16 protein-coding genes and 1 pseudogene are annotated in these 17,960 nt (G+C 30.2%); 12 read left to right on the top strand and 5 right to left on the bottom strand.

The window, feature by feature from the left end; translation table 11 throughout:
* The first annotated feature begins 60 nt into the window (after positions 1-60).
* Positions 61-621: a helix-turn-helix transcriptional regulator gene (locus LG295_RS13685; protein WP_325999324.1), complete on the top strand. Its 561-nt coding sequence runs from the start codon at positions 61-63 to the stop codon at positions 619-621.
* Positions 622-1,854: 1,233 nt separating this feature from the next.
* A pseudogene (locus tag LG295_RS13680) lies at positions 1,855-2,615 on the top strand (MerR family transcriptional regulator).
* Positions 2,616-2,696: 81 nt separating this feature from the next.
* Here the strand turns inward: LG295_RS13680 and LG295_RS13675 are convergent.
* From LG295_RS13675 to LG295_RS13665, 3 genes are read right to left on the bottom strand one after another with little or no spacing between them, the layout of a single operon-like run.
* Positions 2,697-2,846, bottom strand: coding sequence for a FeoB-associated Cys-rich membrane protein (locus tag LG295_RS13675; RefSeq protein WP_107557438.1), 150 nt, complete (start codon positions 2,844-2,846; stop codon positions 2,697-2,699).
* A gap of 12 nt (positions 2,847-2,858) precedes the next feature.
* Positions 2,859-4,853 (bottom strand): ferrous iron transport protein B, encoded by a 1,995-nt coding sequence (feoB, locus tag LG295_RS13670; RefSeq protein ID WP_318832481.1) that lies wholly within the window; start codon positions 4,851-4,853, stop codon positions 2,859-2,861.
* Complete coding sequence (locus tag LG295_RS13665; protein WP_107529940.1) at positions 4,846-5,082, bottom strand: FeoA domain-containing protein; 237 nt, start codon at positions 5,080-5,082, stop codon at positions 4,846-4,848. The genes feoB and LG295_RS13665 overlap by 8 nt, the downstream gene beginning before the upstream one ends.
* 403 nt (positions 5,083-5,485) lie before the next feature.
* On the opposite strand from LG295_RS13665, the gene LG295_RS13660 reads away from it, so the two are divergent.
* Entirely contained in the window at positions 5,486-5,782 is a 297-nt protein-coding gene (locus tag LG295_RS13660; protein ID WP_107529939.1) for a hypothetical protein, read from the top strand.
* A 251-nt stretch (positions 5,783-6,033) separates the two neighbouring features.
* Positions 6,034-6,930, top strand: coding sequence for an ABC transporter substrate-binding protein (locus tag LG295_RS13655; protein WP_107529938.1), 897 nt, complete (start codon positions 6,034-6,036; stop codon positions 6,928-6,930).
* Between the two features lie 67 nt (positions 6,931-6,997).
* Here the strand turns inward: LG295_RS13655 and LG295_RS13650 are convergent, their stop codons facing one another.
* The gene (locus tag LG295_RS13650; protein WP_107557436.1) at positions 6,998-7,831 is read right to left on the bottom strand and encodes an aldo/keto reductase; all 834 of its coding nucleotides are present in this window, start codon (positions 7,829-7,831) and stop codon (positions 6,998-7,000) included.
* A 217-nt stretch (positions 7,832-8,048) separates the two neighbouring features.
* On the opposite strand from LG295_RS13650, the gene LG295_RS13645 reads away from it, so the two are divergent.
* From LG295_RS13645 to fucP, 6 genes are all read left to right on the top strand, one after another.
* A complete protein-coding gene (locus tag LG295_RS13645) occupies positions 8,049-9,470 on the top strand; it encodes an APC family permease (protein WP_404476058.1) in 1,422 nt (473 codons plus the stop codon).
* Between the two features lie 385 nt (positions 9,471-9,855).
* A complete protein-coding gene (locus LG295_RS13640) occupies positions 9,856-10,269 on the top strand; it encodes an RbsD/FucU family protein (RefSeq protein ID WP_107529935.1) in 414 nt (137 codons plus the stop codon).
* Between the two features lie 43 nt (positions 10,270-10,312).
* Positions 10,313-11,344, top strand: coding sequence for a LacI family DNA-binding transcriptional regulator (locus LG295_RS13635; RefSeq protein WP_107529934.1), 1,032 nt, complete (start codon positions 10,313-10,315; stop codon positions 11,342-11,344).
* A gap of 179 nt (positions 11,345-11,523) precedes the next feature.
* Entirely contained in the window at positions 11,524-12,126 is a 603-nt protein-coding gene (locus LG295_RS13630) for an SIS domain-containing protein (protein ID WP_107529933.1), read from the top strand.
* A gap of 15 nt (positions 12,127-12,141) precedes the next feature.
* A complete protein-coding gene (rbsK, locus tag LG295_RS13625; RefSeq protein ID WP_107529932.1) occupies positions 12,142-13,062 on the top strand; it encodes a ribokinase in 921 nt (306 codons plus the stop codon).
* Positions 13,063-13,077: 15 nt separating this feature from the next.
* On the top strand, positions 13,078-14,376 hold the full coding sequence (gene fucP / locus LG295_RS13620) for an L-fucose:H+ symporter permease (protein ID WP_107529931.1): 1,299 nt from the start codon (positions 13,078-13,080) through the stop codon (positions 14,374-14,376).
* A gap of 362 nt (positions 14,377-14,738) precedes the next feature.
* Here fucP and LG295_RS13615 read toward each other — a convergent pair whose 3' ends face one another.
* Positions 14,739-15,602: an alpha/beta fold hydrolase gene (locus tag LG295_RS13615; RefSeq protein ID WP_107558698.1), complete on the bottom strand. Its 864-nt coding sequence runs from the start codon at positions 15,600-15,602 to the stop codon at positions 14,739-14,741.
* 116 nt (positions 15,603-15,718) lie between these two features.
* On the opposite strand from LG295_RS13615, the gene LG295_RS13610 reads away from it, so the two are divergent.
* On the top strand, positions 15,719-16,288 hold the full coding sequence (locus LG295_RS13610) for a CGNR zinc finger domain-containing protein (RefSeq protein WP_107558697.1): 570 nt from the start codon (positions 15,719-15,721) through the stop codon (positions 16,286-16,288).
* Positions 16,289-17,149: 861 nt separating this feature from the next.
* Positions 17,150-17,896: an SDR family NAD(P)-dependent oxidoreductase gene (locus LG295_RS13605; protein WP_325999218.1), complete on the top strand. Its 747-nt coding sequence runs from the start codon at positions 17,150-17,152 to the stop codon at positions 17,894-17,896.
* The last annotated feature ends 64 nt before the right edge of the window (positions 17,897-17,960 follow it).

Below are 17,960 nucleotides of genomic sequence, written 5' to 3'. Positions count from 1 at the left end.
GAACTTTGATAGTCTAATAATATATTTTATCTTACTCTGTAATCGAAGGAGCAAAAACCAATAAATCTAGGTTATCAAATTAAATATTTCCGCCGACGTGATCAACTTTCTCAAGAAGACTTAGCTAATAAACTATATGTTTCACGACAAACAATATCAAACTGGGAAAATGATAAGCGTTATCCTGACGTGCATAATTTATTAATGCTTAGTTCATTGTTCGATGTTTCTTTAGACGATTTAGTCAAAGGAGGTGTAGAGATTATGGAGCAAAAATTAAGAAAAGCTCGCTTTAACTTGTGGACGCATTTAATGATATGGCCAATGCTAATGGCTGCGATTTTAATTGGCCCAGCAATGTATTATTGGGGAATAGTTGGAACTATAATTGAAGTTATATTATTAGGTATTGGTATAACGGCTTCTATTAAAGTGGATAGCATTAAGAAATCATACGATATACAAACCTATGACCGTATTGTTGCATTTATGAAAGGTAACGACCCAAATGAAATCAAGACTACTAAACTAAGAAATATAGCCACATTTTGGTACAGTTTTATATTAGTTGTAGGTACATTTTTAATAATCGTACTAATAAGTATTTATATTTTTAAATAATAAAAATAGTGAATATTATATTATTGTTTTTCCGAGAGGATCATTACATGTTTTGGTGATGAATTTAAACCATTTGGATAGCTAAAACAAATTAATAACACATCATAAAAAGGAAAGGTTTCTATTACAATACAGAGGAACCTTTCCTTTTATTTACACTAAATAGGTTGGGGTTAATGTACCATTTCCCCCTATAATATACTGAATTATTAACTACAAGGATTGTACAATAGGTTATATCTTAGCTTGTATTTTAGTAATATTCAAACTAATTAAAGAGCTGTTTTCATTTTCTGAAACGTTAAATTCAGTTATAAAATATGATTTATTTTTAGAAAATTTATACTTAACAATATATTTATTGTCAATTTTGAAATATTCATATGAATATAGAGGAGATACTAAACGAGATAGTTTCTCTAAATATCGTTCTTTGACATATCTGTTAATACTTATATAATTTCGACTAATATATAACTTTTTTCTTAATTTGGAGAGTTCCCTAGGGCCTAATAAGTTACAAAAAAGCTGGGAATTTTTTTCATTAATACTGAGAATAAAATTTTCGATGCAATCTTCTATTTTCATAGAATCACCTCTATCTATTTATTAAAAGTTAAACTCTCGACAAAATGGTTTTTAATACCTTAGTTAAATATTGAAATGTAAGTATGTGTCCTAACTAATAAATATTGTGTTACTTCTAATGGTAAATAAAAAGTATTTGTAATGAACATCAATTGGAAATTTTAACACAAATACTAACGTATTAGGGTGGTTGACTGTAAGACATTAATTAATAGCGGCATCGTTGTTGAAAATTGAAAATGAAAGTTGTAGTAATACTTTTAGATAAATTTATCTAGAACTTAAATTAATTAGTAAGTTATTTAAGTTACAGTATCTAGGTTTGAACTTTTTTGCATGTTCTATAAGGATTATTTGTCATTTTAAATGCCTCCTTTGGGATTATTAAAAAATGTAATATTTCACTACTGTATTAGTATTCCCAACAATTATTTTATCAAACATTTAAAAGTGTCTTTAAAATAAGTTTTATTTCAGTTATATTAAAATATTATTAGTATTGTAAGTTGGAATAATAATTAATTTTAATAGCAAACCATGTTTTTGAAGTTTATGAACATGAAGTTAATAACACTATATAATAAATTTCCCCTTGAGGTTTACGTTACGTAAGGGTGTAAAGTGAAATTTGAAAGGAGGTCAATGATGAACTATACAGTAAGTCAATTAGCTGAACTATCAGGAGTAAGTAATAGAACTTTACGTTATTATGATCAAATAGGCTTACTTAAGCCTGCTAGAATTAATGAATCTGGATACCGTATATATGAACAAGAAGAAGTCGATATACTGCAACAAATCGTGTTTTACCGTGAGTTAGAGGTCAGTTTAGATGAAATTAAAGAGATTATCCAACAACCGACATTTAATAGAATGAAAGCTTTAGAAAACCATTATTATAACTTAAAACAACAACGTGAACGCCTCGATAAAATTATTCAAACAGTTGAAAAAACGATTGCTAATCATAAAGGAGAAATTATCATGAAAGATCAAGAAAAATTTGAAGGATTCAAAGAAAAAGTTATTAAAGAAAATGAAACGAAATATGGAAGAGAAATCAGAATGCAATATGGAGATGACCTCATAGATCAAAGCAATAAAAAATTTAAGAATATGACACAGACAGATTACGATGCTTGGAAGAATTTGGAAAAAGAAATTATCGATTTGCTATCTGAAGCGTACAAACAGGTGACCCAGCTTCCGAACCTGCACAATTATTAGCAGCAAAACACAAAGCTTGGCTCATGTATACATGGCCTGAATACTCTAAAGCAGCTCATGCTGGGCTAGCAGAAATGTATGTTAACGATGCTACTTTTACTGACTACTATGATAAACATGTTGAAGGTGGTACACAATTTCTTAAAGATGCTATTTTAGTATTTGTTGGTAAAGTATAAGCATATAAAAATGTTAATTAGGATAAAATATTAAAATGCCGAAGTGTCTGCGAGATATGTCCCAATATCTTCGGCATTGTTTTAGTTTTTTCTACGTTCAGTTATACAGCCGTCTTTTGAACCACAAGAGTTACACTTTCCAGATTTGGACCTTTTAATAAATCTAGTGAGTGTATATACGGTATAGCTAAATATTGCGGAAAAGACAATAACATTAATTAAAATAGTCATAAAAGTACTCCCTCAAATAAATAGATGTACAATTTGATAGAAAATGAACGATAATACATAGGCAGCAATTAGAGGATACGCGACTGCTAGAAAAGTCCATTTAAGTGAATAAGTTTCTTTTCGAATAGTTGCTACGGTTGATAAACACGGTATATATAATAATATAAATATCATAAATGCATATGCAGATAATGGTGTGAATTGCTCTTGGATAATATTGACTAATCCTGACTCATCGGAAGCATAAATAATTGCCATTGAACTAACAATGACTTCTTTTGCAAGGAAGCCAGGAATTAAAGTTGCCCCAGCTTGCCAAGTACCGAACCCTAATGGTGCTATGAAAATGGCAAAGAAGCTACCGATTGCATGCAAAAAGCTTTCGTTAATATCTACATTGAACCCGCTAGGACCAGTGTAATTTAATAACCAAATAACAACAGAGCCACCAAAAATAAATGTACCTGCTTTTTTTACAAACCCTTTAGCTTTTTCCCATGTGCTTCGCCACAATGTCTTGATGGATGGCATGCGGTATGTTGGTAATTCTACTATGAACACAGAGTCATCGTTTTTCAATACAGTCTTAGTCAAAATGATACTCGTAGCCAATGCTACAACGATACCAAGGACATAAAGACTTAATACAATCAAAGCTTGATGTTTTGCGAAGAATACTCCAACAAATAAAGCATAAACCGGAAGCCGTGCAGAACAGGACATAAAAGGCGCAATTAAGATTGTTGTAAGGCGTTCTTTTTCACTTTCGATACTACGTGCAGCCATAATACTAGGCACATTACAGCCAAACCCTATAATCATAGGAATAAATGATTTACCACTTAAGCCAAAGGTTTCCATAATTCTGTCCATGAGTACAGCAATACGTGCCATATACCCAGAGTCTTCTAATAATGAAATAAAGAAGAAAAGTACCATGATTTGAGGTACAAATACTATGACTGCACCTACACCAGCGATAATACCATCAGTGATTAAATCCTGTAGAAACGGCACTAAACTAATGCTTTCCATTACGGATTTAACACTGTCGGTCAGTCTTCCCCCAATAAATTCATCAAGTTGATCTGATATTGGTGTGCCGACCCAAGTAAATGTGATTTGAAATATCAACCACATAATACCGAGGAATATAGGAATACCAAGGAATTTGTGTGTTAATAATTTATCTAAACGTGATGAAAAATATTGTCGTTCTTCATCAGGATATTCGACGACATCAGTCAACAAATTATCTATATAATTGTTTCGTTTTTGTTGGATTACTGCTCGAATATCAATGGATTGAGAAGCGGCTAATTTTTGGCGTAAAGGTTCAATTAGATTAATTAAAGTTTTATCGAGAAGTTCATATATTTTTATGTTATCTAACAAAAATTGTATGGCGATAAAGCGTAATAAGTGCCTGTCGAAATTACTGTGCTTTAGTAGCTGTTCTGATATGTTTTTAATTGTGTTTTCTATAGCTTCACCATAATTGATATGTAATGGGGAATTTCTAGATAAATGTGCGTCATTTAGTGCATCTAATAATTTTTTAGTACCTTTTCCATTTCTAGCGATAATAGGAAGTAAAGGTACTTTTAATTTTTTCATGAGTGCGTCTTGATTAATATGTATGCCCCGTTTTGCAGCAACATCAATCATATTTAACCCTACAATTATTGGTGCACCGAGTTCCATTAATTGTATAGTAAGTTGTAAATTTCGTTTCAATTGGCTAGCATCGATTATATTAACCATGCCAGAAAATTCTTTTTTTAATAAGTAGTCGGTAACCACAGTCTCATCTTTTGAAATAGGAGATAATTCATATATACCCGGTAAATCAATGAGCTCTCCAGCATTAGCTTTAAGACGTCCTACCTTCTTCTCTACAGTAACTCCACTCCAGTTACCCACATATTCGTATGTACCAGTTAAAGCGTTAAATAACGAGGTTTTACCTACATTAGGATTTCCTAAAATACAGAAACTATTAGCCATGAGATTCCTCTAGTAAAATATGACATGCATCACAACCACGAATACTTAAATTTTGACCATTTATTTCTAGAATACAAGGGCCTCTAAATAAGCATTTTTGTTTAATTTTTACATTCGATCCAGGGGCTAAACCTAAAGCGTTAAGACGCTGAATCAAGTATTTATTTTCGATTTCCATACCTTTGATTTTATAATTTTTTTCTAAAATACCAGTCTTTAAATTCAACATATTCATCACTCTTTCATAATAATAATCATTATCAATTATATATTTGTATTTTAAGCAATAGAAGTCGTTAACATATTGTATTTATGAAAACTTTGTTAAACATTTTTGAATAAGGCATATATTATTTGAAGTAGTAAAAAAGATATTATTTAGTAATCCGTAAATAAGTATTTAAATGGGTATAGTATAGTGAGCAAAGATGTTGTAATTAAACAAGTGTAATAATACACTGTAGGAAACAATAATTTTAATAGCTAACTAATTGATATTTGTGAAGATAACGTGATACATAATGATTAAAGTCAGCTAGATTATTTGAAGTCAATCTAATTCTAGAAGCAATGTGATGTTTATAAGCAGTAACGTACTTTAAAATACGCGCATTAAATTAGGAGGGATTCAAATGATTATTCGTGAAAACAAATGCATTAAAGTGAAAAGACTGAATGAAACGCGGTCAAGTGGTATTTCTGTCATGATTGAAGAAGGTGGTTTAGGAGCAGACCAATATTATCAAATAGAAAAGCAAAACGCTAAAACATCCGAAGAGCACTTACATCAATTTGAACATGAAGTTAGCGAAAAAAGTGACATAGAACTAGTTGAACTATTAATCGTTAATGCCCAAGAAAGTACCAACAGAGAATATAGCGAAGCATTAAAAGTGATTAAATTAGAAATATTAAAACGTATGGAATAAATTTAACGTGAAAGTGGTTGGGAATCATATCCCAGCCACTTATTTTTATCTCATGAGTTAATAAGCTTATCTTATTTCTTTAGTACGTTGTAAGTAAACTATTTAATAGGTGGGTTAAGCAAAAATATAAAGTATTAAAACTAATAATATTTATTATTAATTTTAAAATTCAAATAAATATATTGCTTATTTTTAATACTGGGCATAAAATATAAATAATAGTGATAATCATTATCAATAGGAGGGGCCAAATGAAGCAATTATTAAGTTTTATTATTTTAGCAGTACTGCTGCTCTCAGCGTGTAGTAATGAGTCAAAATCTAATGAAGAAAGTACGAAAAGTTATACTTTAGGCAGTGGTAAAAAAGTTGATATTCCAAAACATCCAAAGCGTATTGCAGTTGTGGCTAATACATATGCAGGTGGTATAAAATATTTAGGCGGTAATATTATCGGTGTTACTAAAGATATAGAAAAGAGTAATGTTCTAAAAGATAAATTTAAAAATACTGCAAAATTAAATGAAAACGATGTGGAAAAAGTTGCAAAACTTAAGCCAGATTTAATTATTGTTGATACTACTGACAAAAATATTAAAAAGTATGAAAAAATTGCAGCAACATTACCAATCGAATACGGTAATAAGGATTATTTAGATACGCAAATTGAATTAGGTAAGATACTTGGTAAGGAGAAAGAAGCTAAAGACTGGGTGGAAAAATGGAAAACTCAAACTGCTAAAGATTCTAAAGAAATCAAAGGTCATATAGGAGAAAACGCAACAGTTTCAATTTTTGATGATTTTAGCAAAACCATCTATGCATTTGGCCCAGAGTGGGGGCGTGGTGGAGAAGTGTTATATCAAGCATTTGATTTAAATATGCCTAAACCGTTAGAAAAAGAAGTCAAAAAAGATGGTTGGAAAGAATTATCACAAGAACAACTACCGAAGTACGCTGGCGACTACATTATCACGATGAGTGAAGGTAAAGGTCAAGCAGAATTTGAAAAAACAAATATGTGGCAACAAATTCCTGCTGTTAAAAATAATCATATTGTTAAAGTAAAAGCCGAGACTTATTGGTACAATGATCCGTATTCATTAGCATTTCAAAGAAAGGAACTTAAAAATAATTTAATGAAATAATAAATAAAAAGAAATGGAACAGCAATCATATATTATAAAATGATTGCCGCTCCACTCTATTAACTATTTATCCATTAAATTCTACAGGATTTGGACCAATTCTTTTATCTTGGTTTAAAGCATCAATACGATTGATTTGTGCTTCAGTTAATGCAAAGTCAAAAACATTTATATTTTCTTCAATTCTATGTGGCGTTACAGACTTAGGAATTGTGACAACACCATGTTCAATGTTCCATCTGATTACAATTTGTGCAGGAGATTTTCCAGTTTCATCAGCTATAGCATTTATAGTTTCATCTGTAAGGATTTCAGCATTCATTAAAGGTGACCAAGATTCCATTTGGATAGATGCTGAAGCTAAATATTTTCTTAATGGTTCTTGAGTAAAGTATGGGTGGAATTCTACTTGGTTAATAACTGGTTTAATAGTCGTTTTCGCTTCTAGTAACTCTAATTGTTCAATTGTAAAGTTACTAACACCAATATTTTTAACTTTGCCCTCATTATATAGTGCTTCCATACCTTCCCAAGTTTCTAGCATGAGTGATTCGTTTGTACCTGGCCAGTGAATGAGGTATAGGTCTAAGTAATCTAAGCCAAGATTGTTTAATGATGTTTCATAGCCATCTTTCACGTTATCTTTACCATAGTGATTTAACCATAATTTAGATGTGATAAATAGGTCTTCTCTATTAATACCTGCGGCTTCTATACCTTCTTGTATACCTTGTCCAACCATTTCTTCATTAGCATAAACTAATGCTGCATCAATACTACGATATCCGTTAATGATTGCATGCTTTACTGCATTTTTTGCCGTATCATCATTTTCTACTCTAAAGACGCCTAAGCCAAGTTGTGGCATTGTATTGCCATTATTAAAAGTTATATTTTGCATCATTATGCTCCTTTTCATTAAATAAATTTTAGTAAATTATTAACTATGAACGCTATTTTAAACCTCTTATTAGGAAAATGTAAGTACGCACTTTAAAGTAACCTAGGTAAAATGACTTAAAAATAATAATTCTTTTTTAAAATGGCATGTACAATAGTTTCAAAAATCATTATACTTAAAAACATGTTTGTTTTAAAAAAAGCTAGGAGATATAAAAATGAATCTGATACATAGAATACTACGTAAAGAAGATGTATCGCGCTACCAAAATAAAGATGCGCACTTAGAACGTACACTTCGCGTTAAGGACTTTTTAGCATTAGGTGTTGGGACAATCGTTTCAACTGCTATTTTTACATTGCCAGGGGTTGTGGCTGCGGATCATACGGGACCTTCCGTCAGTCTATCCTTTTTAGTTGCAGCAATTGTAGCAGCTATGGTTGCATTTGTATATGCTGAAATGGCGACAGTAATGCCGTTTGCAGGCTCTGCATATACTTGGATTAGTATATTATTTGGAGAGTTTTTTGGTTGGATTGTTGGTTGGGCATTAATCGCTGAATATTTAATTGCAGTTTCCTTTGTAGCCTCTGGTTTTTCTGCAAATTTAAGAGGGCTGTTAGACCCCTTCCATATTTCGTTACCTAACTCACTTTCTAATTCATTAGGTACTGATGGTGGGGTAATAGACTTGATAGCTGCAATTGTAGTTGTTATCACTTCTTTATTATTGTCTAGAGGTACTTCAGAAACAGCACGAGTACAGAATATATTAGTCGTGTTAAAAGTACTAGCAATTTTCCTATTTATAATAGTAGGTTTGTCGGTAATAGATATTGGACATTATGTACCATTTATTCCTGAATATAAAGAAACAGCCGCAGGTGCTTTTGGGGGCTGGCAGGGCATTTATGCAGGTAGCTCTGTTATATTTGTTGCTTACATTGGTTTTGATTCTATCGCTGCCAATTCTGGTGAAGCTATTAATCCGCAAAAGACGATGCCTAGAGGAATTTTAGGATCATTACTAATTGCCGTGACGTTATTTGTCGTTGTTGCGTTAGTGTTAGTTGGTATGTTTGATTACAGTGAATATAAAAACAATGCTGAACCAGTTGGATGGGCATTACGTACAAGCGGTCATGGTACGATTGCAATTATTGTACAAGCTATTTCTGTCATTGGTATGTTTACTGCATTAATTGGAATGATGCTAGCTGGTTCACGCTTACTTTACTCATTTGGTAGAGATGGCATCCTTCCATCTTGGTTAGGTAAATTGAATAATAAAAACTTACCAAATCGCGCTTTAGTCGTATTATCTATCGTTGCAGTAATTGTTGGATCTGTATTCCCGTTTGGGTTCTTAGCTCAACTAATTACAGCAGGCACATTAGTAGCCTTTATGTTTGTAACAGTGGGTATTTTCGCTTTACGTAAAAGAGAAGGTAAAGATTTGCCATTACCAGCATTTAAATTACCGTTGTATCCTGTTATGCCAATACTTGTGTTTATTTGTGTATTTGCAGTATTTTGGGGATTAAGTGGACAAGCTAAATTCTATACATTGATTTGGTTTGTCATTGGTATAGTATACTACCTGTTCTATATCATTAAGACGAATGGTCAACAAAAATAGTTAGATGTAAATGTTAAAATATAATACTAAAATATATTTCAAACTGCCATTCAAATCATTGATTTGAATGGCAGTTTTTGCATAATAAATCCCTCACTACTAGCTGATAGTGAGGGGTAGTCTATAAGTAAATACTTTTATTAAGCAATAAATATAATGCAAAAAATACTCGAATATATATTATAATCATCTAATTCCATTTCTTAATAACTTAATAACTGAAATTATCATATATTGATGTAAAAAGAATAAAAAAATAAAACTGAAACTTATGATTTATTTATTTAACACTAATATTCAGTATAAATATATTTGACAAATAAACACATTTAATGTAATTTTGCATATAGTAATCGATTACTATGTGTTTCTAGGGGGGTATAATATGATAAAAGGAGAATGTATTCATCAACAAATATTAAAAGAATTGGCGAAAGGTGGGCATGGTAATAAAATATTGATTGCTGATGGTAATTATCCTATAATGACAAACACTAATGAAAATGCGGAAAAAATATATTTAGGATTTGCACCTAACTTACCTTTGGTCACAGATGTGTTAAAATCTATATTAACTGTAATAAATATAGAAAAATTTGAAGTTATGAAACCAATTGAAGGAAAAACGCCTGAAATTTTCACTGAGTTTAACAAAATATTAAAAGATAAGTCATTTGCAACTTATAGTCGACAACAATTTTATGAGCTGGCTAATGAAGAAGATGTTACTTTAGTTATTAACACTGGAGACACAAGAACTTATTCAAATATCATGCTGACAACGGGTGTTATTTCATAATTATTAAATTAGCAGTTGAAATATTATTAAGTGGTGATTATTAATGAATCAGAAGAACAAAACAAATAATGTAACTATGAAAGATATTGCATTATATACTGGATTTTCTACAGCAACAGTTTCAAGAGTCCTCAATAATAATTATCCAGTAAGTTCTGAAGCAAGGGATCAAATATTAAATGCTTTTGAACAATTAAATTATGAACCCAATTTGGTAGCTAAAAGTTTGAGGTCAAACAAGTCTAATTTAGTAGCTATTATTGTAGCTGATATTGAAAATCCATATTATATGACTATAGCAAAACAGATTGACAAATATTTATTTAAAAAAGGCTATAATTTGATAACCTGTAGTACTGACGAATCAATTGAAAAAGAAGAAGAAATTATTCGCATGTTATTAAGTAAAAATATTGATGCCATTGCTATATCTCCTTGTGACAGTAAAAATACTAATTTAAAAGAGATACAAAATAGAAATATTCCTATAATTTTAATTGATAGAAAATTAGATGATTATCAACAATTACCTTATATAGGTACTGATAATTTCAAAGAGTCTTATGAACTGACTAAAAAATTGATATCCAAAGGACATGAAAAGCTTGGTATTGTAACTGGAAGTCTAAATACAAGTACTGGCATTGAACGTTTAAATGGTTTCCAGGCAGCACTTTCTGAGTACGGACTAGCATTTCAAGAAGAATGGATGTTTAATGGTCAATTTAAGGAAGATATTACATTTGATCTCATTAATGAATATTTGTATAAAGGGTTAGCATTACCAACTGGAATAGTTATTTGCAATAATGTTATGACTAAAGGAGCGCTTAGCGTATTTGATAAGTATCAAATTAAGATTCCCCAAGATCTTTCAATTGTGTCTTACGGGTCTTTAGCCAATAATAATTTATTTAAAGTTAAGATTACTTCGCTAGAACAAGACTTATTATCTATGGGAGAAGCAATAGCTATTAGCTTATTGAGTAAGTTAGAAGGTCAATATAAGGGGCAAGTTGAGATAAAAAGTAGTAAAATTATTGAGGGGAATTCAATTAAGCAATTAAAAGGATAAAAAAATATAGTTTTTAAAACTATATTTTTTTACAATAAATGAAAGCGCTTACCCTAATTGTACCTATATAGTAATCGATTACTATATAGGTACAATGATTATTCTAACTGATCATAATTAATTTTTTTGTTCAATAGTAATCGATTACTATTGACGGATAAAACCAAGGAGGAAATTTTATGAGATCAATTAAAATGCTAGAAGAGGTATTTAATTCAGAAATAAATACAATCAACGATGTCAAAAATAGTATTAATAATAGTTATGAACAATGTGTCACTGAAATTTTAAATTGCAAAGGACGTATTATATTTCTTGGCGTTGGAAAGTCAGGACATATTTGTAAAAAAATAGCTGCAACTTTCGCTAGTACTGGAACGCCATCATTTTTTGTTCATTCAACTGAAGCTGTTCATGGCGATTTAGGAATGATATGTGAGGAAGACATTGTTTTTGCAATATCCAATAGTGGAGAAACAGAAGAAGTATTAAACGTTTTACCGTCTATAAACGCTATCGGTGCAAAGATATTTGCTATCACAAAGTCAAAAAAATCCACTTTAGGTAGAAATGCTTCTATTGTTATAGAAATTCCAATAAAAAAAGAAGCCGATAAGTATAATTTAGCTCCAACAAATAGTTCAACAGCAACTTTAGTCATAGGAGATGCAATTGCATTAACAGTATCGCAAATGAAGGGATTTTCAAAACAATCTTTTGGAAAATATCACCCTGGTGGTGCTCTAGGAAAAGAATTACAAAAAGATGGAGTTATAAAATAAAAGGTGGGTTTAACAATGAAAAAAATATTAGTAATAGGAAGTTTAATGACAGATTTTGTGTTTAGGACTTCAAAAATGCCAAGCACGGGTGAAACTTTTATTGGAGAACAATACGAAAAATATACTGGCGGTAAAGGTGCAAACCAAGCTGTAGCAGCTGCAAGACTCGGTGGTGAAGTGAGTATGATAGGAAAGTTAGGGGATGATGAATTTGCAAAAGAACATATTGAAAGTTTAAAAAAAGAAAAGATAGCACATAAATCTGTATTGCTTGATGAAACATCTAGAACGGGTGTTGGTAATGTAACCATTGATAATGAAGGTAATAATAAAATTATCGTTGTTCCAGGGGCGAATTTAGAATTAAAGATAGTAGATATTATAAATCATAAAAAATTAATTAAAGAAGCAGATATTATCGTGCTTCAGTTAGAAGTACCCATGGATGTTGTCTACCAATGTATAGATATAGCATATGATTACAATAAAACTATCATAGTCAATCCTGCGCCTGCTCAAGATTTTGATCATAATAAAGCAAAAAAGGTTGATTATTTTATACCGAATGAAGTAGAAAGTGGATTATTGACTGGTAAAACGATTAATAATATTGAGGATGCAAAGGAATCGGCTGAGATTTTGTTAAGTGTTGGTTATAAAAATGTCATTGTTACACTGGGAGGCGACGGGGCAATTTTTGTGAATAAAAAAGAATTCAAATACTTTGACTCACTTAACGTTAGCCCTATAGATACAACTGCTGCAGGAGATTCTTTTATAGGAACTTTAGCATATGGGTTATCTAAGAACTGGGATATTGATCAAATTATTGAATCAGCGATTAAAGCATCTGGGTGTACAGTAACGAAATTAGGTTCACAGCCTTCATTACCTACATGGAGAGACATTGAAAATGTAAAAGAAATTGTAAAATAATTAGGGGTGTTTTAAATGTCGAAAGATACAGTAGAAACAAAGCGTGATGGGTTTTTAAATAAAATGCCAATACTGCAGTATATTTTAGTAACTTTGCTATTTCCACTATGGGGCGCAGCTGCTAGCTTAAATGATGTTTTAATAGCTCAATTTAAAACGATATTTGATTTGAGTAATTTTGCTTCAGCGTTTGTTCAAAGTGCATTTTATGGAGGGTACTTTATATTTGCCTTACCTGCAGCATTATTAGTCAAAAAAACAAGTTATCGTTTGACGATTGTAACTGGCTTACTTTTGTATATTATAGGTTGTGCGTTATTTTTTCCAGCCTCTCACATGGCAACTTATGGTATGTTTTTAGCAGCTTTATTTATCATAGCGATTGGATTAAGTTGTTTAGAAACTTCTGCAAATACTTATAGTTTATTATTAGGACCAAAAGAGAAGGCGACGCAAAGAATTAATTTAAGTCAGACTTTTTATCCGATTGGTGCAATGATTGGTGCAGTACTAGGTAAATATTTTATTTTTACTAACGGGGGTAGCTTAGAAAAACAAATGTCAGTCATGAATAGCAAAGAAGCTACTCAATTTGGGCTTGAAATGTTACAACGTACGATGACACCTTATATCATTTTAATTGTTGTGTTAATAGCCGTAATGATACTTTTTATAGTAATTAAATTCCCTGAATGTAAGCCTGAAGAAGTAGAAAATGAATCAGATAGCAATATTGGTTTTAAAGAAGCAATTCAGCACTTATCAAAAAATAAAGGCTTTAGAAAAGGGGTTTTAACCCAATTTATTTATATGGGTCTACAAACAACGGTTTGGTCATTCACTTTAAGATTAGCTCTTGATGTAAACCCTCATATTAATGAAAGATTTGCTACTAATTTTGTAATATTTAGCTTTATTGCATTTTTCATAGGAAGGTTTATAGCTACTTCATTATTATCAAAATTTGATGCAAATAAAATATTGATGATTTATTCAGCTATAGGGGTTATTGTTTTATTATATGCCTCTCTTATTCCTAACACTTCGGCTATATATGCAGCAGTTTTTGTAAGTGTTTTATTTGGTCCTTGTTGGCCAACCATTTATGGCAAGACTATCGAAAAAGTTACTAATTCTAAATACATTGAATTTGCCGGAGCTATTCTTATTATGTCAATCATAGGTGGGGCTGTAATGCCAGTAATTCAAGGACTAGCAGCTGATATATTTGGATCTATGCAATTATCATTTATAGTGCCAATGTTGTGTTTTGCATATATTGCAATTTATTTTTATAGTGAAAAAAACAAATAATATTGAATCTTAACACTAAAAGTATACATTCGTCATTGTTGAAATTGTTTTAATAATTATAAATGATATGAAAATATTATTTCAATCACTAAACATATCAAGTATTATAATTATCTTTCTATAATAAAAGACACCTAAAAACTTAGGTGTCTTAGTTATTTCGAAATATAGATTATGTTATTCATCGAGTGCTCTCTTTTTTAATAATAGTTATGGCTATATATAGTACGTTTAAGTCTTTTAGTTTCAAACAAATTCCTTATTGGAAATGGATTAAATCAAGCATTTATAATCAAATTTAGTGTCGGTTATGAAATTCTTTAAGTTTTTCATACTTAAAACAAAACTTAACCTTTATACAATTATTGTTTCAATCTTGAGTCTAAAAAGTTTTTAATTAAAAATGCACTTGTTGTAAGCTCTTCTTCTAATGGGAAATGACCCGTGTTAAATAAATGAACTTCACAGTCCTCAATGTCTCTAAGAAAACCTAATGCACCTTCAGGCCCAAAAAACATATCATTTTTACCCCAAGCTACTAATGTAGATGGTTGGTAAGTTCTAAAATAATTTTGCCACTTTGGATATAATTTCAAATTATTTCTGTAGTCATAATATAGGCTGATTTGTATTTCTTGATTTCCTTCTTTATCTAAATTTTTTTGATCCATATTCCACCCATCAGGACTTATAGTATCAGGGTTTCTTGTACCATCAATGTATTGATATTTGGTGAAATCAGCTGTTAATAATTTTCTTAATTTTTCTTTGTTTTCATTTGATGGATTTTCCCAATACTCTCTAACTGGGTCCCAAGCAGATAATAATCCTTCTTCGTATGCATTGCCATTTTGACTAATAATTGCTTGTATTTTATTTGGTTTCTTAGTAGCTAATCTAAATCCTATTGGTGCGCCGTAATCATGAACATATATACTAAATTTTTCTATAGATAGCATTTCTATAAATTCATTTATAATATTTGCAATGTTGTCAAATGTATAATCAAAGGCATTTATATTTGGGTGGTCACTATTTCCAAATCCTGGATAGTCTGGTGCAACTAGGTGATAATCATCTTCTAATTTTTCTATTAAACTTTTATACATATGTGATGAAGAAGGGAAGCCGTGTAATAATAAAATAGTCGGGTCTTTTGGATTACCAGCCTCTCTATAAAATATATTGATATCTTGCACAGTTACTTTTTGATAAAACGTAGTCATTTTAATTCCTCCTATCGTATAACCTTTTAAAAAGTTTTTACAGGTTATATGATACGCGTAGATAACTAACTTGTAAAATGATAATTTAAAGGTTAGTATGTAAGTGGGGTGATAGCATGGATAAAAAAATATTAACTATTGGTGGAAGACCCTGGATTAATCTAGTTAATACGACATTTATTAAAGATAATAAAAATATTGATTTATTGACTAGTAAACCAGATATATTAAATTGGTTAATAGAGAATAATATGGTTAATCAAAATATAAATGAAAATGTTATAAAAGATGAATTAGTTATTTTGCTAAAAGAATTGCGAATGCTATCTAAAGAAGTATTAAATAGTATCCAAAGTGAAGGGGAACTTTCGAAGAGTATTAAAAATAAAATAAAGAAATATATAAATGACACAAATATTACTGTTGATTTTTTAGATAATGATAAAAATATAGATTTAGCTTATATAGGTAAAACTATAAAAGATAATATAACCTATATTATTATTAATGATTTAGTTGATACTTTGAAACGTTATGATACTAAAAGAATTAGGCAGTGTTATCATGAAAATTGCATATGTTATTTTCTTGATATATCAAAAGCTGGAAAACGAAAATGGTGCGATATGGAAACGTGTGGAAATAGGAAAAAAGCAAGCAACCATTATCTAAAATATAAACATTAAATTAATCCATTTATAGTGATTGTTGTTGCTTTAACATCGATAATTCAAATTTTACTATTCATATTTACGTATGTTTTGTTATACTTCGCTGCAACTTTAATTCAATTAATCTTTCCATTTATATATAAGCATTATTGTTATTCACTTAATTGGAATGATTATATCGTAGTAGCCTCTATTTAAAAATCTATCTTATAAAGAAGGCTCTGGGACATAAAGTTCTTGGACAAGTGAAAAAAGACAATTTCTACTGAAGTAATATAGAGATTGTCTTTTTCATTATTGTTTAGTTTAGTAGTGTTTATTAAATTATACGTAAGGGCATTAATTTTTTGAGTATTATAATGTTGGATTATATGTGGATGAGACGTATTTTGGCAAGACTCTTGAGGGAACAGGACAAGCTGAAGACTACAGGCTGAAGCTGTCCCCTAAGAAAGAGAGCCAACAATACGGAGTATTGAATAAAAAAGAAGCACTCAGATGAATTGAATTAAATCATCTGAGTGCTATTTTTCTGGGATTGATGTCCCAATCACGAGTAAATACGAGCTTGATTACAATTTTCATTTTTTAAAAGGACTAATTCATTTTCATATGGATTAGTCCTTTAAATATTTTGCTTGTGATTCTTATTTTCTTCTATAAACATTCCTTTTGTCATAGTACTACCCACAAAACTCACTTTTATTACACTTTGAATAGCTTCCCATTGTTTTTGATTTTTTTAACATCATATAAAAATATATTTTTTATTGATTGACAAATATATATAAAATGATTTATAACTGATTTTTATGTTATTATCATGATTGTCATTGATATTTCAATTTTTAAAATATAATTAAAAGGAGTGTTAGTTTGGATAATAAGCATTACATTATTACTGGGGGAACCAGTGGTTTAGGTTACTCTATCGTAAAAGCATTGCTTAATAAAGGTTGTAAAGTTACTATCTTATCGCGAGATTTGTATAAATTTAATCAAATTGAATTATTTAAAAATAACAAGAGTGTTCAGGTTATAGAATGTGACTTATTAAATATTGAAGATTTAACATTGTTGGAGAGTAAATTAAGCAATGATATAGACGGTTTTATTCATTGTGCAGGTTTGAGTTATATAGTAAATATGTCTTCCATCTCTATAGAGCAAATGAATGAAATTTATAAAATTAATACAATTAATTTTTCTATTTTATTGAATGTTTTACGAAAATTTTTTGTTGAAGAACCAACAATTGTAGGGATTTCCAGCTTTGCTTCATTAATAACAGATAAAGGTACTGGTCATTATGGCGCTTCTAAAGCGGCATTTTCTCAAATATTAAATACTTTAAGAATGGAAGAGCCAAAGTACCATGTTCTTGTAGTAAATCCAGGACCAATAGATACTCCTTTTTTAAAGAAAGCAGATCTGCATGGACTATATAAAAACATGAATAAAACATTTGTATTAAATTCTGATAAATTAGCACAAACTATAGTAAAAGGTATTCAAAAGCAAAAAGAAGAAATAAACAAGCCTCAACTTGTTCATTACCTTTTAAAAATATATCAAATATCACCATTATATTTGAAGAAAAAATTACACAAATACTTAGCTTAAAAAGAAATAAGTAACACAGCCTGAGATATAGTAATCCAAAGTAAATAAAACCTGCCACTTTTTA

Source organism: Staphylococcus pseudoxylosus, from assembly GCF_044794325.1.
Lineage (GTDB): Bacteria > Bacillota > Bacilli > Staphylococcales > Staphylococcaceae > Staphylococcus > Staphylococcus pseudoxylosus.
Note: the sequence above shows the minus strand (reverse complement) of the source record. Positions and strands in the feature narration are given on the sequence as shown.